We start from the raw sequence: 24,151 nt of genomic DNA, 5'->3' as shown, positions 1-24,151 counted from the left end.
CGAGCAGCCCTGTGCTGACCTCGGTGAAGGAGTAGGGAGATGGAGTTGACCGGCAAACAGCGTACTGCAGTGCTGCTGCTCGCCATGGGCGACAAATTCACGGCTGACGTGTTCAAACGCATGGACCGGCAGGAAATAGCCGACATCTCCAGAGCTATCGTGGAATTGGAGCCTGTGCCGCGCGAGATAGTCGAAGAGGTGCTGCGCGAATTCCACGAATCGCTGGTTGAAGGCGTGGATATGATCACGGGCGGCAGCGAAACGCTGAAACGCCTGCTGGTCAAAAACCTTGATCCTGAAACCGCCAAGTACGTTATGGACTCCCTGAGCCTTGAAACCGGCCCCGCGCCTTTCCGCGAGCTGGAATCGGTCAGCCCCAAGCTGCTTTCACAGATTCTGCGCAACGAGCATCCGCAAACCCTGGCCCTTATTATCGGTCACCTGCATCCGGATCAGGCCGCCAATTTATTGACAAACCTTCCCGCAGGCGTGCGCGCCGAGGTGCTCATGCGCCTTGCGCGGCTTGAAGCCGTGCCGGAAGAAATGCTCATGGAAGTGGACAAGGTGCTCACAAGCCAGCTTATCGCCATGGGCGGCAAGGAAGGCAAAAAAGTGGGCGGCGTGCAGTCTGTGGCTGAAATTCTCAATGCCGTGGACCGCGCCACCGAAGAAGAAGTGCTCTCCGAAATCGAAGAAGACTCCGCGCAGATGGCCGAAGATATCCGCAACCTCATGTTTGTCTTTGAGGACTGCAAGAATATTGACGACCGTGGTGTGCGCGAAATGCTGAAGGAAATTTCCAATGAAGATCTCACCCTGGCCCTGCGCGGGGCCAGCGACGACCTCAAGGAAAAATTCTTCAAGAATATGTCGGAACGCGCGGGCAACATGATTCGCGAAGAACTGGAATTCATGGGCCCGGCCAAGCTTTCGGACGTGGAATCGGCCCAGCAGAATGTCGTCAAGATCGTGCGGCGGCTTGAGGGCGAAAACAAGCTTGTCATCAGCCGTGGCGCTGGCGACGTGTTTGTGTAGCGGCCCGCCGCAGAATCTGTAACCATCGGAATCGGGCATGGCGTCAGACGAGTTGCGTAAAAAATGGGGCACCATCTTCATGGGCGAGCGCGAGGCTACACCTCAGCAGCTTGATGCCATGCAGGAACCCTTGCTCCGTGAACGCGTCCAGCACCTGCAGCAGGAGGACTATCTTGCCCGGGTGCGCGCCAGGGCCGAGGAACGCGCGCGCGAGATTCTTGGCGCAGCCTATGCCGAAAGACAAAAGGTGCTGGAGGAGGCCGGGGCCGAGGCTCAAGCCCGTGTGGAGCAGTTCACGCGCGAAGCCAAGGAGCTGAAGGCTCAGGCGCAGGCAGAACTGGCCGAGGCCGAGGCCGAGCACGGCAAGGCCCGCGATTTGCGCGAAGAAGCCGAGTTTATCCGCAGCAACGCGCATAACGAGGGCTTTCAGGCGGGCATGGAGCAGGCCGGGGCAGAGCTTAAGGAGTTCCGCGTTGATGTGGGGCAGATGCTCGGCAACATGCTGCGCGCTCTTGAGGCGCAGCGGCACAGCCTTGGCGAAGCCTGGCGCGATGAACTGGCAGAGCTGGCCCGCGTTGCCGTAGAGGCCGGAACCGGCTGGATTTTGCAGGCAGAGCATCAGCGCATTTTGCAAAGCCTGGTCTTTGGTTCCCTGCAATTGCTGGAAGACCGGGCCACCGTCAGCATCCGCGTGCACCCCGATGACGAGGACACCGTGAGCGACCTTTTCCGGGCCGCCCGCGAGCGCGTGCCCGAGCTGAGCCAGTGGATCGTGAACGGCGATCCTTCTGTTGAGGCTGGCGGCCTTGTGGCCGAGAGCGTCAGCGGTTCGGTGGAGAATCTGCGCGAACATTACCGCGAAATGGTCAACGGTATTCTGGAGCATCTGACCTTGCCGCCGCGTCCCGAGGAAGAAAAGGCGGGGGAAGAGGTGAGCGCCACCGTTGCGCGTGAATCTGCGCGGCTGACGCACGTCGTGCCCGAGGCTGCCCCTGTTGTGGAACCCGCGCCTGTAGAGGCGGTTGCTCCAGAAAGGGCGGAGGAACAGCCGGAACTGTTGTCAGAGCATTTTGCAGAGCCTCTGACAGAATCCTCGCCGGAATCCGGGCCGGAACTGGCGTCCGAATCTGCACCAGATATGCCCCATGATGCGCAGTCAGAGCAGGCCCCCTTTGCCGGCCAGGATGGTGCAGGCCTCGCACCTGACGAAATTTTGCCCGCATCCGGGCCTGCCGATATGCCTGCTGCCGCTGAATATTTTGATCAAGGGCAAGGGCCAGCGCCAACTGATGCCGTGGTTACTCCTGCCAACGACTCGCCTGAAATGATGCAGGATTCCACGCCGGAACCCGGAGTACAGGCAGACGGGCATGTTGCAGAATCATCCCCGGCCACGATGGCGCAGCCTGATGATATTGAAGGGCAGCCCGCTCAGGAGCAGGCTCCGCAACCTGCCCATGCTCAGGCAGCGGAACACAATGCCAATCCCAGCCTTGCCGAGCTTGAGGACGAACTCTTTCCCCTGCCGGAAGAGGAAAAGGAACACTCCTCGCAATCTTCTTCCAGCGTCTTTGTCAGCGGGGGCTTTCTGCCCGGCTCGGGCAACGGCCAGCCGGGATAGCCAGCCATGAAGCTTGACCCAGATTCCTGCATAAAGCTGCTTAAAACAAGCACCCCTGTGCGCCTCTATGGCAAGGTCAACAAGGTCGTTGGCCTTGTGGCCGAGGGCAGCGGTTTGCGCGCGCCCCTCGGGGCCGTGTGCCACATGCTGCCCGATGAAGGCGATGACGGCATTGCCGCCGAAGTTGTGGGCTTTCGCGAGGGCAATCTGCTGTTCATGCCCTATGGCGACATGCGGGGCATCCGTCCCGGCAGCCGTATCCGCAACACAAGCTTGCCCCCGGTGTTCCCGGTAGGGCCTGATTTGCTGGGCCGCGCCTTTGACGCCTTTGGTACCCCGCTGGATGCCGGTGCGCCTATAAGCGCGGAACTCTACGTTTCGCCCTTGCCCGCGGGGGAAAGCTCCAGAGAAGATTTTATCCGCCAGCAGGAAGAGCAGCGCCCCTTTGTGCCCCACTGGCTTGAGGAGGCCCGCAAGCACTGGAATCCAGAGCTGGTGCCCATCTATGCCGATCCGCCAAGTCCCCTGCAACGCCCGCGCATTACCGATATTCTGGATGTGGGCGTGCGCTCGGTCAACAGCCTGCTGACTCTTGGCAAGGGGCAGCGCGTGGGCATCATGGCCGGCTCGGGCGTGGGCAAATCCACGCTCATGGGCATGATGGCCCGCTACACCCGCGCTGATGTCAACGTCATTGCCCTCATTGGCGAACGCGGGCGCGAAGTTGTGGAATTTATGGAGCGCGACCTCGGCCCAGAGGGCATGGCCCGCTCCGTTCTGGTTATCGCCACGTCAGACCAGTCCCCCCTTGTACGCATGCGCGCGGCTTACGCAGCTACGGCTGTTTCGGAATATTTCCGCGACAAGGGCATGGATGTGCTGTTGATGATGGACTCCGTAACCCGTTTTGCCATGGCTGCCCGCGAAGTTGGGCTGGCCGTGGGCGAGCCGCCCACTACCAAGGGCTATACGCCTTCAGTTTTTGCCCAGTTGCCCAAGCTGCTGGAGCGGGCGGGGCGTTCCGCCAAGGGGACCATTACGGGGATTTATACCGTACTTGTGGACGGCGACGACTTTAACGAACCCATCGCCGACTCCGTGCGTTCCATTCTTGACGGGCATATTGTGCTTACCCGCGATCTGGCCGACCAGGGGCATTTTCCCGCCATCGACGTGCTGCGTTCCATCAGCCGTCTGCGTTCCGACATCTGCGACCGGCAGGATGTCCTCGCGGGCCGCGTTGTCACCCGCTGCATGAGCACCTTCCGTCGCGTGGAAGACATGATCAACATCGGCGCCTACGCTAAAGGCTCCAATGCGGAGATTGACGCGGCCATTACCAAAATGCCGGACATCAACGCCTTTTTGCGGCAGGATGTGGGCGAACCACAGTTTGTGGAGCAGTGCATGGCCCAAATGCGCGCCTTGGCCGATATGGACGATGGTCAGCAGGGCGACCCGCAAGGCAATCCGCAGGACGGCATGCCTGTGCCGCAACAGCCTGGCGGCGTTGCGCCGCTGTAGTTTTTATCCATAATTTTCTTTTCCACATTTGCTTTTTTGAGAATGGGAATTCTGTCACATGCGGCTTGAAGGCGGCTTGGTGCTGTGCTAGGTTCAATGTGTAACTGTTGGCGCTGCGCGGTTTTTCGCGTTGGCGCAGGTTTACAGCCTTATCTTGTGGAGCCGCCATGTCCCTGAGCCGTCTGTTGGGCTTTTTAACGCGAGGCGCCCGCCGGGGCGACGAAGCAGTTTCTTCTTCCGTCAGCGCGGCGGAGGAAGCCCAACGCTTTTTTGCCTTGCGGCACCACTCCTTCCGCCTGTTTCTCACGGCATGGAACGCCTTTCAGGAAACCATGACCGATCTGGAATACACCCTTTGCTGCGACCATCCCTTTGGCCTGTATCGTGTGCGGGCGCTCTGCACCTCTATGGCTACCCAGGTTTTTCAGTGTATCAAGCAGCTTGAGCGGCTTGATCCTGCACCTTGCCCGGCCCTCTACGCCCGCTTTGGCGAACTGCAAAAACTGGTGGCGGAAGAAGTGTACGAGCCGGAAGCCTGCCTGCTCGGGCCGCTGGTTGTACCCCTGTGTCAGGACGATGCCGGATGCCTGGCCGCTCTGCACAGCGAGGGCAGGGTGCTGGTGGATCCCGCAACAGCCCGGCTTGAAAAACTGCGTCCCATTTTTCCCGGTTCCGTGCCGCAGGGATTTGTGGTCACGGCAGCGGGCTGCCAACACTATTTTCAAAGCGGTGATCTGCAGAGCGAGATCAACCGCTGCATTCAGGCTGCTGGCGGCCTGGCCCCCAACCATCTGGCGCGGCTTTCAAAAAAGCTGGGCGCTCTGGTGGAAGGAACCCCCCTGCCGGAAGACCTTGCTGCGGCCATCCTTGAGCAGGTGCAGCGCTTGCGCGGCCTTTGCAACAAACCCATGCAGCTTTTGCTGCGCGGGCGCGTATGGCCGCCTGCAGCGGGCGAGGGTGAAGGCTGCGGCGTTGTGCTGTGGGGGCCGCCTGTTTCGTTGCAGGCGCATGACGATGATATTTTGCGCGCAGTGCGCGTAACCCTGTCCAGCAAGCAGCGCGCTCAGGCTCTGGTGTACCGCCGTGCGCGCGGGCTGACAGAAGGAGGGGCTGGCGTCTGCCTCACCTGTATGGCGGTGGATGAGGGCTGTTTTGGCGGCATTGCCCAGTCATCCGCGCCATTGACCCCGCACAGCGAAAATGTGCATGTCTACGGATGTGCGGGTTTGCCGCAGGAGGTGGAGTATTCCACCATGCCTGTTGACGCCATAAGTGTTTCGCGCGCGGAGCCGCACACGGTGACAGACCGCCGTCCTTATAAAGCCAAGCGCCCCGTGCTGGACGATGCCACCGCCGTACGTGCCGCAGAACTTGCCCTCGCCGTGGAAGAAGCCGCCGGAAGGCCCGAGGTGCTCACCTGGGCATGCAACCCCGAAGGCCATGTTTTTATGCTCATGGCGCGGCCCATGTCCTTGCCGCAGGAGGAAGCCCCCGCCTTGCCGGAGCCAGCCTTGCCAGAACAGTCCAGGGCGCTGGACGATGCCCTGCTGCTGGAGGGGGGATTTACGGTCAATCCGGGCCGCGTATCCGGCCCTGCATGGGTGGCCCGCCGCTGGGAAGACGCGCGCAGATTCCCCACCGGCGGCATCCTTGTGGTGCCGGACGACAACTACATCTGGGGTTCGCTCATTGACCGCGCCGCCGGGATTGTGGCGGAGCGCGGTTTTCAGGGATCACGTCTGGCTTCGCTGGCGCGGGAGTTCGGCAAGCCCGCCGTCTTTGGCCTCAAATGGGCCACGGAAGTGGTGGAAAGCGGCCAGCGCATCACCCTGTGCGCAGACCTGTGCACCGTGTACGAAAACCGGCAGGATTCCCTGCTGCCCAAGGTACCTCCGGGCAAGGACTACATGCCCGGCAGCCCCGTATACCAGATTCTGCAAACTGCCTCCCGCCGCATTCTACCCCTGACGCTCGAGGTGGACAGCGTAGATTTCAAGGCGGCTAACTGCGCAACATATCACGATATTGTGCGCTATTGCCACGAAAAGGCCGTGAGCGCCATGTTCAGCCTTGGCTCGGAAAAAAAGTACGCCCCGCAGCGCATCAAGCAACTGCGCGACAAGGTGATCAAACAGTTCTGGGTGGTCAACCTCAGCGATGGCTTTGTGCGTACCCCCAACGGGCCTGTCATTGACGTGGAAGACATTGCCTCGCTGCCCATGCTGGCCTTGTGGCAGGGCATGAACGCCCACCCTTGGCAGGGGCCGCCGCCTGTGGACGGCAAGGGGTTTCTTTCCGTGCTTTTTGAGGCCACGGCCAATCCCAATCTGGATCCTGCCGCGCAGACGGCGTACTTCACAGAAAAAAATTATTTTTTAATATCTAGCGATTATTGCAGTCTGCATTCCCGCTTTGGCTTCCATTTTGTTTCGGTTGAGGCGCGCCTTTCGGAGCGCACTAGCGAGAACTATCTGAACTTCCAGTTGCGCGGCGGCGCTGCCAACATTGAGCGCCGTATTCTGCGAGTGCGCTTTGTTGCCGATATCCTTTGGGAATTCGGCTTTTCGCCCGTTGTGCGCAACGATGCCGTGAGCGCCACGCTCAAGGATCTGGACAAGGAAGAAGGCGAACGCCTGCTGGCTGTGGCAGGGTATATGACCATCCACACCCGCCAGCTCGACATGATCATGCAGGACCCAGGCCAGGTTGCGGCCCGCCGCAAGGAAATGCTGGCTCACTGCCGGGCGCTTTTCAGGGGCGAATCCCTGGCTGGCGTTGCTGATTCTCCATCCCAGGAGGCCCGTTAATGTCGTCCACCGTGCCTGCATCCCACAGAGGCTACAGGGCCATATATCGCCGTTTGCTGATAACCCTGCTGCTCATGGCGCTCACGCCTCTGGTAGCTTTGGGGATATTTTGTCTGGACAGGCTCAGCGCCATCTATGACGAAAAAATCACCGCGGGCATCGAGGCTGTCATCAGCAGCAAGCACCGCGCCCTTGATACCTTTATGGTGGAACGCATCGCGCAGGTCAAAAACCTGGCCTTTACACATCCGTATTCTGATCTCAGCAATCCTGTGCGCCTGAGCGAAATTTTCAGCGTGATGCAGAGCAACAGCCGCTCGTTTGTGGATCTGGGCATTATTGGCATGGATGGCCGCCATGTCTCCTATGTGGGGCCGTTTGACCTGCGGGACGCCAATTATTCCGAGGCCCCCTGGTTCTCGGAAGTGCTGCGCAAGGGCGTGTATGTCAGCGATGTATTCATGGGCTACCGCCATGTGCCGCACTTTATCATTGCCGTGCTGCGGCACGAGGGGGGGCGCACCTATATCATGCGCGCCACCATCGACATGGACGCCATTGACGCCCTGCTGCGGCGCATCTATTCCGGCCCGCACAGCGATGCTTTTATCGTAAGTAATTCCGGTGTATTGCAAACGGGCTCGCGATTCTATGGCCCGATCATGGGTAACTTTACCCTGCCGCAGGAGGATCTGACCCGCAACAACGTGGTGACAATGCGCAAGGTCATTCCCAGCGGAGAAGAAATGCTGGTGGCCTTGATGCGGCTGGATTCCATGCCCTGGGTGCTGGTGGTCATGGACGATGTGCGCGACAGCCTCAAGCCCCTGCGTCAGCTCAAGGCGCTGATACTCTTCTTTACCCTGCTTGGCGGCGCGCTGACCTGCATGGGCGCGGAGCTGTGCACCCGGCGGCTTGTGGCTTCGCTTGAAGCCTCGGATCAGAAACAGGCCCATATTGACGCGCGCATGTTGCAGTCAAGCAAGATGGCCGCTCTGGGTAAAATGGCGGCAGGCGTGGCGCACGAGGTCAACAATCCCCTGATGCTCATTCAGGAGAACGCGGGCTGGATACGCGATTTGCTGGACGATGAAGACCCGTCAACCATGAAAAATTACAAAGAAATTTTCGACAGCACGGAAAAAATCGAACAGCACGTCAAGCGCGCCAAGGGCATAACCCAGCGCATGCTGGGCTTTGGGCGGCGCATGAATCCGGGCCGCACGGAAATTCTTATCAGTTCCCTGGCTGATCAGGCCGTGGAAATGCTCAAAACCGAGGCCGCCAACCGCAATATAGCCATTGTGCGGCAGTACGACGCCCATGTTCCCGTAATTTTGTCCGACCCGGCCCAGCTTGAGCAGATATTCATCAATGTGATAGACAATGCTATCGATGCCATGGGCAAGAATGGCACCCTGACCGTCAGCACGCAGCCCTGGCGTACCGGAGTGCGCGTTTCCTTTACTGACACCGGGCCGGGCATGGATCAGGAAACCCTGCGGCAGATTTTTGACCCATTCTTCACCACCAAAAAGGTGGGCGAGGGCACGGGCCTTGGCCTTGCCATCTGCTACACCATTCTTGAAAAGCTTGGTGGGCGCATAGACGTGCAGAGCGAACTTGGGCACGGCACCACATTCAATATCTTTCTGCCTGCGGAACCGCCGCAGCTCGCGCCTGAAGAAAGCGCAGAAGCATAATACCACTAGGCGGCCCCAATGGGGCATGCTGCCATATGAAGGAGGCCTCCATGCGCGCATTGTTTGTGGACGACGAAGTGGAATTTCTGGAACTGATGGAAAAACGCCTTACCCGGCGCGGTATGGAAGTTGTGACCGCACCCGATGGTCAGTCGGCCCTTGATCTGCTGGATCAGGCCCTGCAATCGGGCGAGATGTTCCAGATTGTGGTCATGGATGTGCGCATGCCCGGCATGGATGGTCTGGAAACCCTGCGCCACATGAAGGAAAAAGCCCCCAATCTGCCTGTCATTCTGCTTACGGGGCATGCCTGCATGGGTGTGGCCGTGCAGGGGCTTGATCTTGGCGCGTACGACTACATGCTCAAGCCCGTAGCCATCAGCGAGCTGATTATCAAGATGGAGGAAGCGGCCCGGTCCGCTATGTGAGATGACGCTGCTCGACTGCCTGCGAAAGTGGCTGGGGCGTGATGGCTCGGATGAGCCGGACGCGGAACAGCTTGCGCGTGAGGAGGCTTTCAAGGCCCACCTGCGGGAGCGTTGCGCGCGCTTTCGCCGGTTGCTGTCGTCCAATAAGACAGCCCTTGAAGCCATGAGCGATGTGGAGGAGCACCTCTCTGGCGCGCGGCCTTTCGGCATGGATTATGTGCATGCCATAAGCACTCGCGCCGTAACGGCGGTTTTTCAGATGGTGCGCGACCTCAACGCGCTTTCAGATGAAGGCTACGAGCCTTTGCAGCAGGTTTTTGACCGCATTCGTGAGCAGATGCAGAATCTGCTTGAAGATCAGCCGCATCAGGACGGCCCCAATATCATGCCGCTTGGCGATATCCGCCTGCACCACATCACCCTTGTGGGCGGCAAGATGGCCAATCTGGGCGAAGTGGCGGCCCATGCGGGGCTGGACGTGCCTGATGGTTTTGCCGTGACGGTCAGCGCCTACTACCGGTTTATGGAATACAGCGGCCTGCACAGCGAACTGAACCGCCGCATTCAGGCAACGGATATGCACAGCCTGGATGAAGTTTTCAGTCTTTCTGCGGCATTGCAGCAGGCCGTGCTCAGCGCGCCGCTGCCGCCGGAGCTGGAGCAGGAAATTACCGAGGCCGTGGCCGCCATGCAGCGCCGGGCCGGGCCGGGTCTTGCCCTTGCACTGCGCAGCAGCGCCGTGGGCGAAGATTCGCTTGGTGTCTCCTTTGCCGGGCAGTACCGCTCCGAGCTTAACGTGCCGCCGGAAGAAGCCTGCGAAGTCTGGAAAGAAATTATCGCCAGCAAGTATGCCGTGACCGCCATGAGCTATCGGTATCAGCACGGTATCCCTGACGATGCTGCGCCCATGTGCGTGGGTGTGCTTGCCATGGTGCCCGCTGCCGCTGGCGGCGTGGCCTACAGCCGTGATCCAGTGGCTGCCGCGCGCGGGCAGGAGCAGGTGCTGCTCAATGCCGTGCCGGGCCTGCCACAGGCCGTGGTGGACGGAGCAGTTACCCCCGATGTCTTTATTTTTACCCGCACCAATCCGCCGCAGCCTATCAGCAAGACTCTCGTCGGGCTTGCTGGCGTGCCAGCCAGCCTTACGGATGCGCAGGCCGCAGACCTTGCACAGGTTGCGCTGGCGCTGGAAGAATACTACGCCGAACCGCAGGATGTGGAGTGGGCGCTTGATTCCCGCAACGGGCGCATTGTGGTGCTGCAAAGCCGCCCCCTGCACGAAGCGGATGCTGCCACGGAAAGCCGCGCCGATGTTGCGGACGCCGCAGCGGTGGGATCGGGCGAGTGCAAAATCCTGTCGGAAAATCTGCCCGAAGGGCTTTCCATGCTGGCCTGCGGGGGCGTTGCCGTAAGCCCCGGCGTGGGTATGGGGCCTGTGTTTGTGGCCCGCAAGGAAGCGGATATGCTTTCCTTCCCCAAGGGCGGCATTCTGGTGGTTGAGCGGGCCTTGCCCCGCTGGGCGCCCTTGCTTTCGCGCGCATCCGGCATGGTCAGCGAGACGGGCGGCATGGCGGGCCATCTGGCCTCTGTGGCGCGTGAGTACCGTCTGCCAGCCGTGTTCAGCCTGCCCAATGCCTGTAGCCTGCTGGACAACGCCGGAGACGCCACTCTGGATGCCGTGCGCTGCGCCGTATTCGCGGGGCTGAATCCCGAGCTTGCCGCTCAGGTGACGGAGCCGCCCAATCTCATGGAAGGCAGCCCGGTGCACCAGCGGCTTGAGGCCCTGGCGACCCTGATGGTTCCCCTGCATCTGCTGGATCCGGAATCGCCGGAATTTGCGCCGGAACATTGCCAAACCCTGCACGACATCACCCGTTTTTGCCACGAAAAATCCGTGCAGCTCATGTTTGAGGAAGGCTCGGACGTCAACCAGCGCATGGGCAAGCAGCTCAAGGCCGGGGTCAAGCTTCAGTACTGGATTGTGGACATGGGCGGCGGTTTCAGGCGACATGTGGGCGGCGCGGTGGTGGATATCGCCGATATTGCCAGTACGCCCATGCTGGCGCTGTGGGACGGCATGGTGGCCGTGCCCTGGGCCGGGCCGCCAGCGGCAAGCGCCTCGGGCTTCATGAGCGTGATGCTTGAAAGCACCATGAATCCGGATCTGGAAAGCACTGCGCCCAATGCCATGTCCAACAAAAACTTTTTTATCATTTCTGATAATTACATGATTTTGCAGGCCCGCTACGGCTATCACTTCTGTACGGTGGAAAGCCTGGCTGGCGCAAACAATCATGAAAATTTTGTGAGCTTCCAGTTCAAGGGCGGTGCCGCCGACCGCCAGCGCCGCCGCCTGCGCGCCCGCATGGTGGCCGATTTACTGGAGGCGCATGGCTTCCGTGCTGATGTGAAGGACGATTCGCTCTTTGCGGTGGCGGAAAACTTCCCCGCTGCCGATATTCTGCAAAAAACCCGCATGCTCGGCTATCTGCTCATCCATACCCGACAGGTGGACATGATCATGCTGGAGCAGGAGCGTGCCTCGGCCCTCAGGGAAAAACTGGGCGGCGACATGGCCTCGTTGCTCGACAGGCCTTTGCCTCCGGGCTGTTAGAGTTTTTTCAGCACACATTCCCGGTGCTGCCTTCCAGAGAAACCTGTACGCTGGCTGTGCCTTTGCGCCAAGTGCGGCGCGGGGGCATCCCTTTATCTTCCTTGCTATTGCATCCCTAGCTGCTTACTACAAAAGCAGGTGATTGCGCTGGACTATCCGGCGAGTTGCGCCCCTGTTTGTCCCAAGTTTTTCGTATTCTGGAGTAGAGTTCATGATCAGACCAAAAATTTTTGTTCCGCGCACGGTGGTGCCCGAGGCGCTTGAATTGCTGCAAACCCGCTGTGATGTGGAGATGGGCCCCGGCGGCGGTTTGCCGCACGAAAAGCTGGTTGAAGCGGTACGCGGCTGCGATGGCGTTCTTTCGCCGGTGGTGGCCTTGCCCTCGGATGTCATTGATGCCATGGCCCCGACCTGCAAGATCATTTCCTGCTTTGGCGTCGGCTTTGATCATGTGGATATTGCCGCTGCCACCCGCAACGGCATATGGGTGACGCACAATCCCGGCTTTGTCACCGATGACACAGCTGATATGGCCTTTGCGCTCATGCTCGGCGTGGCGCGTAAACTGCGCGCTTGCGACACCTTTGTGCGTAGCGGAGAAAGGCCCTGGCCCATGACGGTCAACTTGGGCTTGCGCGTTTCTGGCAAAACACTGGGCCTCGTGGGCAGCGGGCGTATTGCGCAAGCCGTGGCAGCCCGGGCCGCAGGCTTTGGCATGTCGCTGCTTTACACCGCGCGTCACCGCAACGAAAATTTTGAGGCCAGTACGGGCGCGCGCTACGTCAGCAAGGATGATCTGCTGCGTCAGTCCGACTTTGTCAGCCTGCACATGCCGCTGACGCCGGAAACGGAAAAATATATCGGCAGCAGGGAGCTTGAACTCATGCAGCCCCATGCCATCCTTATCAATACAGCGCGTGGCAAGGTTGTGGACGAGGCCGCTCTTGCCAGCGCCCTGAAAAACGGCGTGATAGCCGGGGCCGGGCTGGACGTGTTTGAAGACGAACCGCTGGTGCTTCCTGCTCTCTGCGATCTGCCCAACGTGCTGATGACCCCGCACAAGGGGGCGGCGACCATGGACGGATTCAGAAACATGGGGCGCAGCAGTGCGGAAAAGATTTTTGCAGCGCTTGACGGCAAGCTGCCCGCCAACTGTCTCAACCCTGAAGCCCGCCAGGTATAGAATAGATTTGTTTTGAGCTTTTTGAGGGGAGGGCGGCTGACGCCGGAGCATTATCCGCGGGGCAAGCCGCAGCCTGCTCCTGTTTTCTGGTTACGTAGACTTCGTCAACGCAATGAAAAAGGCTCTCGCTTTCGCGGGAGCCTTTTTCATTATTCAAACGTATGAGCCGTAGGGCTGGCTTAGTACATGCCGCCCATGCCACCCATGCCGCCCATGCCGCCCATGTCGGGCATGGCAGGAGCCGCGCTCTTGGGTTCGGGCTTTTCAGCAATGGCGCATTCGGTGGTCAGCAGCAGGGAAGCCACGGAAGCGGCGTTCTGCAGGGCTGTACGGGTAACCTTTTTGGGGTCGATAACGCCAGCCTTGATGAGGTCTTCGTATTCGCCGGTGGCGGCGTTGAAGCCGAAGCCGTCCTTGCCCTGGCGAACCTTTTCGACCACGATGGAGCCTTCAAAGCCGGCATTGTGGGCGATCTGGCGCAGGGGTTCTTCAATGGAACGGCGGATGATGTTCACGCCAGCAAGTTCGTCGTCGTCGGCGGGCTTGATGTCGTTCAGCACCTTGGAAACGCGGATCAGCGCAGTGCCGCCGCCAGGCACGATGCCTTCTTCAACGGCAGCGCGGGTGGCGTTCAGGGCGTCTTCAACGCGGTCTTTCTTTTCCTTCATTTCCACTTCGGTGGCAGCGCCCACATGCACAACGGCCACGCCGCCCACGAGCTTGGCCAGGCGTTCCTGGAGCTTTTCGCGGTCGTAGTCAGAGGTGCTGTCTTCAATCTGGGCACGGATCTGCTTCACGCGGGCCTTGATGTCGTCGCCCTTACCAGCGCCGTCAACGATGGTGGTGTTTTCCTTGTCGATGACAATACGCTTGGCGGTGCCAAGTTCGGCAAGGGTCATGCTTTCAAGCTTGGAGCCGGTGTCGTCAGAAGCCACCTGGCCGCCGGTCAGCACGGCGATATCCTGAAGCATGGCCTTGCGGCGGTCGCCGAAGCCGGGGGCCTTCACGGCCACAACCTGCAGGGCGCCGCGCAGCTTGTTGACCACCAGAGTGGCAAGGGCTTCGCCTTCCACGTCTTCAGCGATGATCATGAGCGGACGGTTCACCTTGGCAACCTGCTCAAGCACGGGCAGCATGTCTTTCATGCTGGAGATTTTCTTCTCGGTGCAGAGGATGTAAGGATTGTCCATTTCGCAGACCATCTTTTCGGTGTTGGTCACGAAATAGGGGGAGAGGTAGCCGCGGTCAAAGCGCATGCCTTCCACCACGTCCATGGTGGTTTCCAGACCCTTGGCTTCCTCAACGGTGATCACGCCTTCCTTGCCCACTTTGGACATGGCTTCGGCGATGATGTTGCCGATGGTGGCGTCGGAGTTGGCGGAAATGGTGCCGATCTGGGCAATTTCCTTCTGGTCGCGGGTGGGCTTGGCCAGGTTGGACAGCTCGGCGATCAGGGCTTCAACAGCCTTGTCCACGCCGCGCTTGATGGCCATGGGGTTGCGGCCAGCGGCCACAAGTTTGGTGCCTTCGCGGTAGATGGCCTGGGCCAGAATGGTGGCGGTGGTGGTACCGTCGCCAGCGGCGTCAGAGGTCTTGGAGGCCACTTCCTTGACGAGCTGGGCGCCCATGTTTTCGAACTTGTCGGTCAGTTCGATTTCCTTGGCCACGGTCACGCCGTCCTTGGTGATGACGGGAGCGCCGAAGGACTTTTCAATGGCGACATTGCGGCCCTTGGGGCCAAGGGTCACTTTAACGGCATTGGCGAGCTTGTCGACGCCACGGGCAAGTTTTTCACGGGCTTTAACGTCAAAAAGAATTTCTTTAGCGGACATTGGAAATTTTCCTCCTGAAATATAATTCGGCAGCAGTGGGAGTTAGTCAATAATGGCGAGAATGTCTTCTTCGCGCATCACAAGGTGATCAACGCCGTCCAGCTTGACTTCGGTGCCAGCATACTTGTTGAACAGCACCATGTCGCCCGCTTTCACAGCCAGAGCGACGCGTTCGCCATTTTCCCCAGCCTTGCCGGGACCGGCAGCAACAACCTGACCCTTGGAAGGCTTTTCCTTGGCCGTATCAGGGATAAACAGGCCACCGGCGGTCTTTTCTTCGGATTCAAGGCGTTTGACCAGCACACGGTCGTTAAGGGGCTTCAGCTTCATGACGTCAAATCCTCCCGGAAATGATATTATTATTGTCCATCTAGGACGCAGCAGCGGCCGCATCACTGTGGCCGCGCTGGAAATATTGCGCGTTATGAACCGAAGCCAGTTTCACTTCGCTTCAGTTCCGCACCGGCATAGAAATAAGACGCGCTCGGAGCTTGAAAAGGGGTTTGGACTGATTTTTTTACTTTTTTTATAAAAAAAATAAAAAATCAAACAAATCAAGTATGTTGAGTTTGACCCCGCTCCGGATGCCTTTTTCTCTGCGGCGCAACCGCGCTCAATACTTTGGGCAAGGAGCACTACCGGAGCAAGGGCGCGCAGTCAAGCTCGACTTGCTCCAAAGTCAGTTCCTTTTCTTGTCCTTGCCCGTGTGGGTCAGCACAGGCAGGGGCATGCGCCCAGCTTTAACCGCGCCTCGCGGCGGAGTTCCTTCACATAGGTTCTGTTATTTTGCAGATAAAAGGCCAATGCGCGGGCAAAATCTTTTTTCAGCAGGCCCTCAAGAATGAGGGTGCTGATTTCCCGTTCGAGCGAGAGCAGGGCGTGCATGGCAATGACAATGCGCCGTTCCTCCTGCGGCAGGGCGCACAGCTTGCGCCAGAATACCTCCCGGGCGCGTGGCTGATAATACCACATGTACATCATGTCCAGAAGATGCGTCACTATTTGCCGCGCTGCTGCGCGGTCTTTGCCGTACAGCATGCGCCAGTATTCCGCAGGGTCTTGCAGCATTGTTTCAAGGTCTTTGCTGGGGAACAGCAGCTCCTGCCGCGTCAGGCTTTTGTATATCTGCGTGAACTTGCTGTCGTAATCGCATTGCCGCATGCGCAGATACATGTTGCGATCGGCAAAACCTTCGATGATGGACGCCACCATGTCGGACGAGCACTTGGAAACAATGGCCGCGCAGTTCTGCATCAGGTTTATGGGATCAGGCAGGTGCATTGCGGTAAAGCAGAGCAGCAAGCCTTGCCCCATGAGCATGGACAGCGGAATGGAAAGCGCGCTGCGAAAGAGGTTGCCGACTATGGCTTCCTTGGGCAGGCCGCGGTAAATGTTGTGCCCTGAAATATAGGCGCTGTTGATCATGGCTATGACTGTATAGACTGCAAGCGCGTTGTCCTGCACTGTCAGACCCATGAAGTCCTGCAAGAGCCACAGGCGCACCACGACCTCAAGCAGCGGAACGGATATGCCCGTGTAGAACAGCGAATCGGCCATGCGGCTCCAGCTCACATAGCGTTTCCACGGCACAAGCACCGATCTGGTAAAGGCCCCGCCGCCCACAACAGCCTGCCCCACGTTGCGCACCGCTGTAATGGCAAACCATATGAGCGCACCAAACCACGTGAGCACCCACCAGCCGTCCACGTAGCTGAAGGCCCACTGCGCGGGCAAAAAACCCGCCAGAATTTTGAGAACATTGACAATGTCGCTGTTCATGTATTCGGGCGACCAGAAGGGGATTTCCCTTTTTTCCGGGCCGGGCGTCTGCTGCATTTCGCGGTTCACGCCCTTGGCGTCAACACCGCCCAGGGTCACAAGGTTGCCGTCATGCCCCACGCTGGTGGTGTTTTTTTCAAGGCCCCAGCCGCGCACCCGGTGGCAGCCCAGATTGCCAAGGCCGGGAATGCGCCTGAGCAGGCGCTGCCACCATGGTTGCGGCTGCACGGGCTCATGGTAGTGCGTGAAGCGGTAAATATCCGTATGCACGGGCAGTGTGAGGCGCAGGGCATTGTCTTCGCGGCGCAGAACGGCGCGGGCCTTGGGGGGGAGCGTTTCCACAAACACAAGCCCCATGCCGTGAGTGTGGTGCGAGCGGCTGGTGGAATCTGTGCCGATGCGCGAACCCAGCGGCGAAAGCGCATAAAATTCCTGCAGTTGTGGAATATGCCCCAAGATATCCTGAAACAAAGGCATGCGCGCAGAATCCTTGGGTTCCTTGCTCATAATGCTGCGGATGACCTGCTTGAGCCTCGGGGTGCTGCCTTCGTTCACAGCCCTTTGCAGGGTGTTGATTTCTTCCACATGGGCAAGCTGACCGGCAGTCCACTCGCGCAGGTTAAAAAGCTCAAGGTGGGTAATGCGTCCACGGCCCAGCCACAGCAGCTCCAGCACGTCCTGTTCCGTCAGCCCTGCAAGGTTGAGCACAATCTGGCAGGGGTGCAGCGGATAGATGTTTTCCAGCAAAAATTCCGGCGACTGCTGCAAAATGGCGGGCAAATCCTTGTGCGGCTTGTACGGGAACACGATCTCCGGGTTGGCCTCCGGGCCGAGCCAGTCATCGCGCAGCATGTCGGGCACCATGTCGGTCAGTTCTGTCAGGCTCTCGCGCAGTTTGGCCGCCCGTGCGGGATTCGTTTCCGCAGTCAGGGCCTCGCGCAGGCGTTCGCCGCGCAACTGCCGCATGGGATCAAGCTGATGATAAATAAATTCGGCAAGATGCAGCGAGGACGGCTGTTTTTGCCCCACATAGGCAAGAAAAGCCTCTTCCTTGATAGGCTCCGGCGCGGGCATATCCCAGCGGGCAGCCAGCGAGGCGGCGTGCCTCTCGTTCCAGGCCCGCAGGAGCTTGAGCACGTAAGCGCGCATCCAGTCGTTGACGGGCGCGTACTTGCGCAGGGCGTCTGCAATGTCCTTGCGGTGCAGCAGGTTGTCAAAAGCCCTGGATGTTTCGGTATTGAGCGGCGACCATGTAAATTCCACCAGTTTGTCGCGGAACGTGGCCTTGAACTCAATGCCGATGCGCACCGTAATGTCCATGATGCGCGCGGCGCGTAGCAGTTCCTGGGCAGCTTCGGGATCAACGGTATTATAGTAGATTACCGTTAAAAAACGGATGCCCTTGATCCACGCATCCATGACCAGATGGGTTGGGTTTTTGCGGCCCTTGGTGTTGGCGTCGTGCACGTGGTGGTCAAAGGCGTGCTGATTCCACTCCTCCGGCATTTCAAGCAGGTGGTATTTGCGCAGCAATGCCCGCACAATGCGCGGCGTGCCGCGCACGGCCTGATGAAATTCGTGCGCGAGGGGCAGCTGGTGGCTGGCATCGTTGTGCGAGCGCACGAGGTCTTTCATGATCTGCACCAGCACGCGCGCTGTATTATTTTGCAGGGAGGAATGCGTGGAGTACAGAACCTCGTCGTGCAGGCGGCGCAGGGCCTGTAATCTTTCGCTGGGGCCGCCGGCCTCCAGGCTTTCCAGCAGCACGATGACGGCGCTGGCAAGGCGCAGGCCGTGCGAAGAGGTCATTTCAATGATGCCGTGGGGGTGCAGGCCCGATTCGGGCTGGCGCAGGGCGTGATCCTGGGCGCGGGCGTCCACAAAGGAGTTCACCATCTGGATGAGTTTGTGGTCCTGCCTGTCGAACAGCAATGAAGAAAACTTCCGGTGCGCGTGGGCGCGCCCATCGGTTGAGGAACCGTCGGTAGTGGTACGTGTAGAACTGAGCATGAATAATGTCGGGAAAAAGTGCTTATAGATGTTTGCAGCGGCTGCATGCCCTGCAAGCTGACCGTATTAGGCTATGATGCAGTGCAAGTGCGTGAAAGTCCAGCGCCATGTTTCTGCCATCGGGCATGCGCTCGGGCGCATTGATAAAAAAGCCATACTGCCGTTAAATGGCAAAAAGCAGTCTCCTGCAAGGATGGCCGCTCTAACCAGTTACCCCGGAGGATGTATGTACCAGCAAACCAATGATCTGGCCGGAGGGCATGTGTTCGCTACGGCCCAGGAAATGATGGACTGGCTTGAAAAGGCCATGACTGACAATATCCGGAATAACAAGGATCAATACAGATTTGAGTCTGATCCCTATGCCTATGTGGTCAATTATGCCTCTGCTGCCGGGCTTAAACTCGACGATGCGCAACTGGGTGACATGCAGAGGCGTGTGGCGCAGTGGGCAGAGCAGCACTTTGCCGAGAATATGATGGAAGAATAGCTGCCTTTTCTTTTACTGCTGGCTGCTGCGGGAATAATAATGCAAAGCGCGGGAGATGACAAAAAAATTTCACGTGCTTTGTGCTGATAGTTGCCGACAGCAGTCAGCAACGTTTTGTTGATTACATATTACAAACCGTTACTGAAAGGTGATGGTGCAGGTTGTATTGATGTAGTAGATTGTAGTATTTCAGAATCTTACGTAAAACTGTAAATAGCAAATGTAATTGTTTCACTGTGGTTATGAAAAGTTTTATATGCAGCAGTTGTCTTTTTAGTTGCCAAGCGCGCACAAATTGATGAAAGTGCGGCAGGGATTTTTTTACGACTAAACGCAAGGGAATATAGCGTGTGAATATGGGTTTTTGTGTATGAAATCACTGCTCGGTCTGCTCAGAACCCAAATTGAAGAACGCCCAACGCGAACAATATTTTTGCTTTGGTCTATATCGCTTCCTTTTGCTGCATTATTTTCACTGTTTGTCGCGTTACACTGGCGTTCAGAAAGTTTTATAGTTGCAGTTGATGAAGCAGAATATTCCCTGTCGCAACGTGTTCAGCGCGTTGCTGAAATGGCAGACCTTAAATTTGATACAATCAAAAAACTTACCGTACTTCTAGCTACAGATTCGCGCATTATTTCAGCTCTGAAGGGCAAGGGTGATTTTGCGGAATGCACCCGCTACCTGCAGAGCGTAGGTGACACGCTCCGTCTGCACCGTGCGTTTCTGCTTGATAAAAACGGCGTGTGCGTTGCTTCCAACGACGCCGGAATGCCCAAAAATCTCCTGGGCGTTAACCTTGCCGACCGTGATTATTTTATCCGCGCCATGGCCGGGGAAAGCTCGGTGCAGTTTGTTGTAGGGCGGGTTTCGACCATTTCCGGGTTCCACTTTGCTGCGCCGGTAAGCGGACCTGACGGCTACCTTGGCGTGGCTGTGCTCAAGGTTGATACGGACACGCTTGCGCAGCAGCTTTACCTGCCCACGGGTTTTGTTACGGACAAGGCGGGCGTGGTGGTGCTCTCCGATTCGCCGGGGAACATGCTGCGCGTCGTGCCTGGCGAGAGTGCCGCCTTGCTTGCCCCGGCCAAGAGTCTGCTCCGCTATCAGCGCGAAAGTCTTGAGCCCATGTATCTGCGCAAAGTGGATGTGGACGGCTACGATGCATGGGAGCTCAGCCCCGGTGGCCCGCCCTACTTGTGCAAGACTGTCCGCATAAGTAAGGAGGGCCTCAGTGTATACGGTTTTGAGGGCCTTGGCCCTCTGCTGGCCGACCTTGCGGAAAGCTTCCGCATGCACCTTGCTACCACGTTTATTTTTTTTGTGCTTGGCTTTGCTGTCATAATCGGTACCACAGTGAACCTGCTGCGCGACAGGTATTTGCGCAAAACCTTGCAAAAACTTAATGATACCTTGCGGATTCAGGCGCAGCACGATTCCCTGACCGGGCTGCTCAACCGCAGGATGTTTGATGAAATGGCCGAAGCATGGTTTGCTCAGAGCATGCGGCTTGGCGTGCCCTTTTCGCTGGTGCTGTTCGACATCGACCATTTCAAACGGCTGAATGATGCCTTTGGGCATCAGGCGGGCGACCATGTGCTGCGCGAAATCGCCAGAAGTGTGAGCACCCGTCTGTCCCGCCGGGGCGACAGGGTTTTTCGCATCGGTGGGGAGGAGTTTGCCGTGCTGGCCAGCGCGTCAGAGGAGCGGCAGATTGTTTCCCTCATGGAAAAGATCCGAAAGACTGTGGAGGGTATGCGCCTCCAGCATCCCGATGGGGCAGACAAGGTCGTAACCATCTCTTTGGGCGGCTTGCTGGTCCGTGGCTGTTGCAATATGTCGTTTGACGAAGCCTTCAAAAGGGCGGATGAAGCATTGTACAGCGCCAAGGCTCAGGGGCGCAACCGCAGTGTATTGGCAGGCAGTTGCAGCGCTGAGGATGGCGCGGACTGTTTGGTGCGTCCTCACTCCTGATGCCCCGCGTTTACGCGCTCCTTATTACGCATTTTTTGTATCCATATTTTCGTTTTTTGCGCTGATAATTCATGTAGTTGTACCTGCATAAGATGCAACGCCCTAATATTTTTCTTTTTTATGTTGACTTTGAAATTCTTTTTCGTATAATGGAGCCTGTTGCCCTCAACCGGGCCGCACTGTTTACCGCCGCAAAGGCATACAGGAGAACAGGTAACATGTATAACCGTTTTGGAACAACGCAGGAAATGATGATCCAGACCGTTCAGGAAAATGGAGCGGAGGCCGTGCTGGCCATCGACAGTAGGGGCCTGTATCTGACCACAGCCCAGTTTGTGGGGCGCCCCATTGCCGACCGCAACCGCTATAGCGGTGTGCGCAAGGAAATGCCCCAGAGGCTTGCCGCCCTCGGGCTGGATGTGGATGCTCTGGTTGCCGCAAACCAGCACCGCATTCAGGTGGAGACCGCTTCCACCAAGAAGGTCAACCCCCTCAAGGCCTCCAAGCGTGGCTCCAAGGGCTAGGCTGGGGCAACTGCCAAGTTTGCAACTATCCATACTCCAGAGCAGAATGTGGCTGAAAATGACCACCTGCTCCGGTTGACGCCACAGGCCGCAATTATACGGCTGTATACCATCGCCCGTTGTTGACACGGTTGCCCGCGCAAGGCTCCGTTCAACAACGGGCGATGCTGTTTTAATCTCGCCGGAATTTTTTATTGCGCCAGCCTTGCAAGGGGCGTGTCAGGGGGAGGCGGCATTGCCCGAGCGCCCACGCCTTGCGCCCTGTGTACTTTTTCCGTAGGCTTTATTCATGTCGAAAACACGTGAAATTTATATATGCTCTTCTTGTGGCTCACAAACCATGCAGTGGCGTGGGCAATGCCCCAACTGCCACGAGTGGAATACGCTTCAGGCGGCTGTGCAGCCCAAATCCGCCCCCGGCGGCAACAGGCCCCGGGCTGCCACCGATTCCTCCAGCCGCCCCATTGCCTTGCGGGATGTGGAAGATGCCGGACATGCGCCCTACGGCAGCGGCCTGAAAGCCCTTGACCGCGTTCTGGGCAAGGGCCTTGTGCCCGGTGCGGCAATACTGGTGGGCGGCGAGCCGGGCATCGGCAAATCAACCCTGCTGCTCCAGGTGGCGGGGCTTGTGGCGGCGCAGGGCAGGCGCGTGCTCTATGCCAGCGGGGAGGAATCCCTGCCGCAGATCAAGGGCCGGGCCGAGCGGCTTGGCATGCTGGATCATAATCTGATGGCCATCGCCACCTCCCGCGTGGAGGACGTGCTCGAAGCTGCCAATGCCGCGCCACCAGCCCTGCTGGTGGTGGATTCGGTGCAGACCCTCACAAGCCTTGAGGCCGATGGCCTGCCGGGCAACGTCAGTCAGGTGCGGGCTGTGGCAACAACCTTGCTCGAAGCCTGCCGCCGCCTGTCATGCACCCTGATTCTGGTGGGGCATGTGACCAAGGATGGCGTGCTGGCTGGCCCCCGCCTGCTGGAACACATGGTGGACACCGTTATTTCGCTTGAGGGCGACCGCCGCCAGATGTTCCGCCTGTTGCGCGTGTTCAAAAACCGTTTTGGCCCCAATGAGGAACTGCTGGTCTTTCGCATGGAAGCCTCGGGCATGCAGATTGTGGACGATCCATCCACGTTTTTTCTGGGTCAGCGCGATCCTTCGCTATCCGGCACTGCCGTGGTCATGGCCGTGGACGGGCAGCGCCCGCTGGCAGTGGAGGTGCAGGCCCTTGTTTCCCGCACATTTTTGAGCATCCCACGCCGCGCGGCCCTTGGCTTTGACGTGGCCCGCCTGCATCTGCTGCTGGCCGTGCTGGAAAAAAGGCTCAAACTCAACTTTGGTCAGGTGGATATTTACGCCAAGGTAGGCGGCGGCATGAAGCTGAGCGAGCCGGGGCTTGATCTGGCGCTGGTGGCTGCGGTGCTTTCGTCGTATTATGATGTTCCGCTGCCGGAAAAGAGCGTGCTATGGGGCGAGGTGGATCTCAACGGGCAGGTGCGGCCCGTATCCGCGCAGGATTTGCGCCTCACGCAGGCGCGGCGGTTGGGCTTTGACCCCATTGTGCACCCGGCTGCGGAGCAGGGCGGCATCAGCACCATAGCCGCCTTGCAGCAAAAACTGTTTCATCGCAAGTAAGGGCGGCGGTCATGGGACTTGAGATTGAACGCAAATATCTGCATGTGGATCTGCAAACCCTCCGTCAGGCGCTTGTGGACAACGGGGCGCACTGCCTTGGCGCGCATTTTGAGTGCAACTGGGTGTTTGACACTGTCCAGGGAGCGCTGGTCACTGGCGGCAAACTGCTGCGTTTGCGCAGTCAGGAATGGCAGGACAAAACGCGCCACCTGATCACGCTCAAGCTGCCCGCCATGGAAGACGGCGGCTTCAAGGTGCGCGAGGAGCGCGAAACGGAAGTTGCCGATGGCGCGGCCCTGCGGGGCATTCTGGAGGGTCTGGGCTATACGGTGGCGGCCCGGTACGAAAAAGTTCGCGAGCCATGGCGCATGGACACCGTGGAAGTGGAGCTGGACGCGCTGCCCTTTGCCCAGGTGGTTGAGCTGGAAGGCCGGGCGCAGGATATTGCAAGGGTCGAGAAGCGTCTGAACCTTGACAATGCCGAAATAAGCATCAAAAGTTATCATGAGCTGCATCAGGAATGGTTGCGGCAAAACAACAAGCCGAAACAGCTTTCCTTTGTGTTTGACGAAGCGCAGAGGGCGCACTGGCGCACAGTGCTGGGCCTGACCGAAAAGGCCGATGTCGACGCGGATTCATCGCGGCAGAGCTGAAACGTCTTGGGAGCCATGCATGTCTTTTATCCCCGACAATCAAACCAGCGGCGACAGCCGCGTAATCGTGGAAAAAAAACTTAAGGAACCGGATCGCTACCGGGTACTCCTGCACAATGACGACTATACAAGCATGGAGTTTGTGGTGTCGGTACTGTGCGGCATTTTCCACAAAACCGCCGAAGAAGCCACGGCCATCATGCTGGCGGTACACCAGCGCGGGGTAGGCCAGTGCGGCGTATACACCCTTGAAGTAGCTGAGGCCAAGGTTCGGCGTGTGCACAACACGGCGCGGGCGGCAGGGTATCCCCTTAAATGCACCATGGAAAAAATCCATTGA

17 protein-coding genes are annotated in these 24,151 nt (G+C 58.7%); 14 read left to right on the top strand and 3 right to left on the bottom strand.

Annotation, left to right across the window (positions count from 1 at the left end; all coding sequences use genetic code 11):
- Positions 1-39: 39 nt before the first annotated feature.
- From fliG to QZ383_RS12750, 8 genes are all read left to right on the top strand, one after another.
- Entirely contained in the window at positions 40-1,035 is a 996-nt protein-coding gene (fliG, locus tag QZ383_RS12785) for a flagellar motor switch protein FliG (RefSeq protein WP_022659219.1), read from the top strand.
- A 37-nt stretch (positions 1,036-1,072) separates the two neighbouring features.
- Positions 1,073-2,656: a FliH/SctL family protein gene (locus QZ383_RS12780; RefSeq protein WP_291445975.1), complete on the top strand. Its 1,584-nt coding sequence runs from the start codon at positions 1,073-1,075 to the stop codon at positions 2,654-2,656.
- Between the two features lie 6 nt (positions 2,657-2,662).
- Positions 2,663-4,180 (top strand): FliI/YscN family ATPase, encoded by a 1,518-nt coding sequence (locus QZ383_RS12775; RefSeq protein ID WP_291445973.1) that lies wholly within the window; start codon positions 2,663-2,665, stop codon positions 4,178-4,180.
- Between the two features lie 167 nt (positions 4,181-4,347).
- Entirely contained in the window at positions 4,348-6,987 is a 2,640-nt protein-coding gene (locus QZ383_RS12770) for a PEP/pyruvate-binding domain-containing protein (RefSeq protein WP_291445971.1), read from the top strand.
- Positions 6,987-8,690: a sensor histidine kinase gene (locus QZ383_RS12765; RefSeq protein ID WP_291445970.1), complete on the top strand. Its 1,704-nt coding sequence runs from the start codon at positions 6,987-6,989 to the stop codon at positions 8,688-8,690. Before QZ383_RS12770 ends, QZ383_RS12765 begins: the two co-directional genes overlap by 1 nt.
- Positions 8,691-8,740: 50 nt before the next feature.
- Positions 8,741-9,118: a response regulator gene (locus QZ383_RS12760; RefSeq protein ID WP_192112020.1), complete on the top strand. Its 378-nt coding sequence runs from the start codon at positions 8,741-8,743 to the stop codon at positions 9,116-9,118.
- A 1-nt stretch (position 9,119) separates the two neighbouring features.
- Positions 9,120-11,732, top strand: coding sequence for a PEP/pyruvate-binding domain-containing protein (locus tag QZ383_RS12755; RefSeq protein ID WP_291445967.1), 2,613 nt, complete (start codon positions 9,120-9,122; stop codon positions 11,730-11,732).
- A gap of 211 nt (positions 11,733-11,943) precedes the next feature.
- Positions 11,944-12,915: a D-glycerate dehydrogenase gene (locus tag QZ383_RS12750; protein ID WP_291445966.1), complete on the top strand. Its 972-nt coding sequence runs from the start codon at positions 11,944-11,946 to the stop codon at positions 12,913-12,915.
- A gap of 179 nt (positions 12,916-13,094) precedes the next feature.
- Here the strand turns inward: QZ383_RS12750 and groL are convergent, their stop codons facing one another.
- The 3 genes from groL to QZ383_RS12735 all read right to left on the bottom strand — a co-directional run bounded on the left by groL (position 13,095) and on the right by QZ383_RS12735 (position 18,536).
- Positions 13,095-14,747 carry a chaperonin GroEL gene (gene groL, locus QZ383_RS12745; RefSeq protein WP_291445964.1) on the bottom strand — a complete coding sequence of 551 codons (1,653 nt, stop codon included), beginning with the start codon at positions 14,745-14,747 and terminating at the stop codon, positions 13,095-13,097.
- Positions 14,748-14,789: 42 nt separating this feature from the next.
- The gene (groES, locus tag QZ383_RS12740) at positions 14,790-15,077 is read right to left on the bottom strand and encodes a co-chaperone GroES (RefSeq protein ID WP_022659228.1); all 288 of its coding nucleotides are present in this window, start codon (positions 15,075-15,077) and stop codon (positions 14,790-14,792) included.
- 381 nt (positions 15,078-15,458) lie between these two features.
- The gene (locus QZ383_RS12735) at positions 15,459-18,536 is read right to left on the bottom strand and encodes a hypothetical protein (protein ID WP_291445961.1); all 3,078 of its coding nucleotides are present in this window, start codon (positions 18,534-18,536) and stop codon (positions 15,459-15,461) included.
- 226 nt (positions 18,537-18,762) lie between these two features.
- On the opposite strand from QZ383_RS12735, the gene QZ383_RS12730 reads away from it, so the two are divergent.
- From QZ383_RS12730 to clpS, 6 genes are all read left to right on the top strand, one after another.
- Complete coding sequence (locus QZ383_RS12730) at positions 18,763-19,026, top strand: hypothetical protein (RefSeq protein WP_291445959.1); 264 nt, start codon at positions 18,763-18,765, stop codon at positions 19,024-19,026.
- A 571-nt stretch (positions 19,027-19,597) separates the two neighbouring features.
- Positions 19,598-21,001 (top strand): sensor domain-containing diguanylate cyclase, encoded by a 1,404-nt coding sequence (locus QZ383_RS12725; protein ID WP_291445957.1) that lies wholly within the window; start codon positions 19,598-19,600, stop codon positions 20,999-21,001.
- Between the two features lie 218 nt (positions 21,002-21,219).
- On the top strand, positions 21,220-21,525 hold the full coding sequence (locus QZ383_RS12720) for a hypothetical protein (RefSeq protein ID WP_291445955.1): 306 nt from the start codon (positions 21,220-21,222) through the stop codon (positions 21,523-21,525).
- A 289-nt stretch (positions 21,526-21,814) separates the two neighbouring features.
- Complete coding sequence (gene radA / locus QZ383_RS12715) at positions 21,815-23,158, top strand: DNA repair protein RadA (RefSeq protein WP_291445954.1); 1,344 nt, start codon at positions 21,815-21,817, stop codon at positions 23,156-23,158.
- An 11-nt stretch (positions 23,159-23,169) separates the two neighbouring features.
- A complete protein-coding gene (locus QZ383_RS12710) occupies positions 23,170-23,811 on the top strand; it encodes a class IV adenylate cyclase (RefSeq protein WP_291445952.1) in 642 nt (213 codons plus the stop codon).
- A 19-nt stretch (positions 23,812-23,830) separates the two neighbouring features.
- Positions 23,831-24,151 carry an ATP-dependent Clp protease adapter ClpS gene (gene clpS / locus QZ383_RS12705; RefSeq protein WP_291445950.1) on the top strand — a complete coding sequence of 107 codons (321 nt, stop codon included), beginning with the start codon at positions 23,831-23,833 and terminating at the stop codon, positions 24,149-24,151.

The sequence above is a fragment of the Desulfovibrio sp. genome (assembly GCF_019422935.1).
Lineage (GTDB): Bacteria > Desulfobacterota > Desulfovibrionia > Desulfovibrionales > Desulfovibrionaceae > Desulfovibrio.
This window is presented reverse-complemented; position numbering and strand designations above follow the sequence as displayed.

Excerpts from the sequence above, each read along its gene's own strand:
- fliG (WP_022659219.1), top strand. The coding sequence starts at position 40 with ATGGAGTTGACCGGCAAACAGCGTACTGCAGTGCTGCTGCTCGCCATG.
- QZ383_RS12780 (WP_291445975.1), top strand. The coding sequence starts at position 1,073 with ATGGCGTCAGACGAGTTGCGTAAAAAATGGGGCACCATCTTCATGGGC.
- QZ383_RS12775 (WP_291445973.1), top strand. The coding sequence starts at position 2,663 with ATGAAGCTTGACCCAGATTCCTGCATAAAGCTGCTTAAAACAAGCACC.
- QZ383_RS12770 (WP_291445971.1), top strand. The coding sequence starts at position 4,348 with ATGTCCCTGAGCCGTCTGTTGGGCTTTTTAACGCGAGGCGCCCGCCGG.
- QZ383_RS12765 (WP_291445970.1), top strand. The coding sequence starts at position 6,987 with ATGTCGTCCACCGTGCCTGCATCCCACAGAGGCTACAGGGCCATATAT.
- QZ383_RS12760 (WP_192112020.1), top strand. The coding sequence starts at position 8,741 with ATGCGCGCATTGTTTGTGGACGACGAAGTGGAATTTCTGGAACTGATG.
- QZ383_RS12755 (WP_291445967.1), top strand. The coding sequence starts at position 9,120 with ATGACGCTGCTCGACTGCCTGCGAAAGTGGCTGGGGCGTGATGGCTCG.
- QZ383_RS12750 (WP_291445966.1), top strand. The coding sequence starts at position 11,944 with ATGATCAGACCAAAAATTTTTGTTCCGCGCACGGTGGTGCCCGAGGCG.
- groL (WP_291445964.1), bottom strand. The coding sequence starts at position 14,747 with ATGTCCGCTAAAGAAATTCTTTTTGACGTTAAAGCCCGTGAAAAACTT.
- groES (WP_022659228.1), bottom strand. The coding sequence starts at position 15,077 with ATGAAGCTGAAGCCCCTTAACGACCGTGTGCTGGTCAAACGCCTTGAA.
- QZ383_RS12735 (WP_291445961.1), bottom strand. The coding sequence starts at position 18,536 with ATGCTCAGTTCTACACGTACCACTACCGACGGTTCCTCAACCGATGGG.
- QZ383_RS12730 (WP_291445959.1), top strand. The coding sequence starts at position 18,763 with ATGTACCAGCAAACCAATGATCTGGCCGGAGGGCATGTGTTCGCTACG.
- QZ383_RS12725 (WP_291445957.1), top strand. The coding sequence starts at position 19,598 with ATGGCAGACCTTAAATTTGATACAATCAAAAAACTTACCGTACTTCTA.
- QZ383_RS12720 (WP_291445955.1), top strand. The coding sequence starts at position 21,220 with ATGTATAACCGTTTTGGAACAACGCAGGAAATGATGATCCAGACCGTT.
- radA (WP_291445954.1), top strand. The coding sequence starts at position 21,815 with ATGTCGAAAACACGTGAAATTTATATATGCTCTTCTTGTGGCTCACAA.
- QZ383_RS12710 (WP_291445952.1), top strand. The coding sequence starts at position 23,170 with ATGGGACTTGAGATTGAACGCAAATATCTGCATGTGGATCTGCAAACC.
- clpS (WP_291445950.1), top strand. The coding sequence starts at position 23,831 with ATGTCTTTTATCCCCGACAATCAAACCAGCGGCGACAGCCGCGTAATC.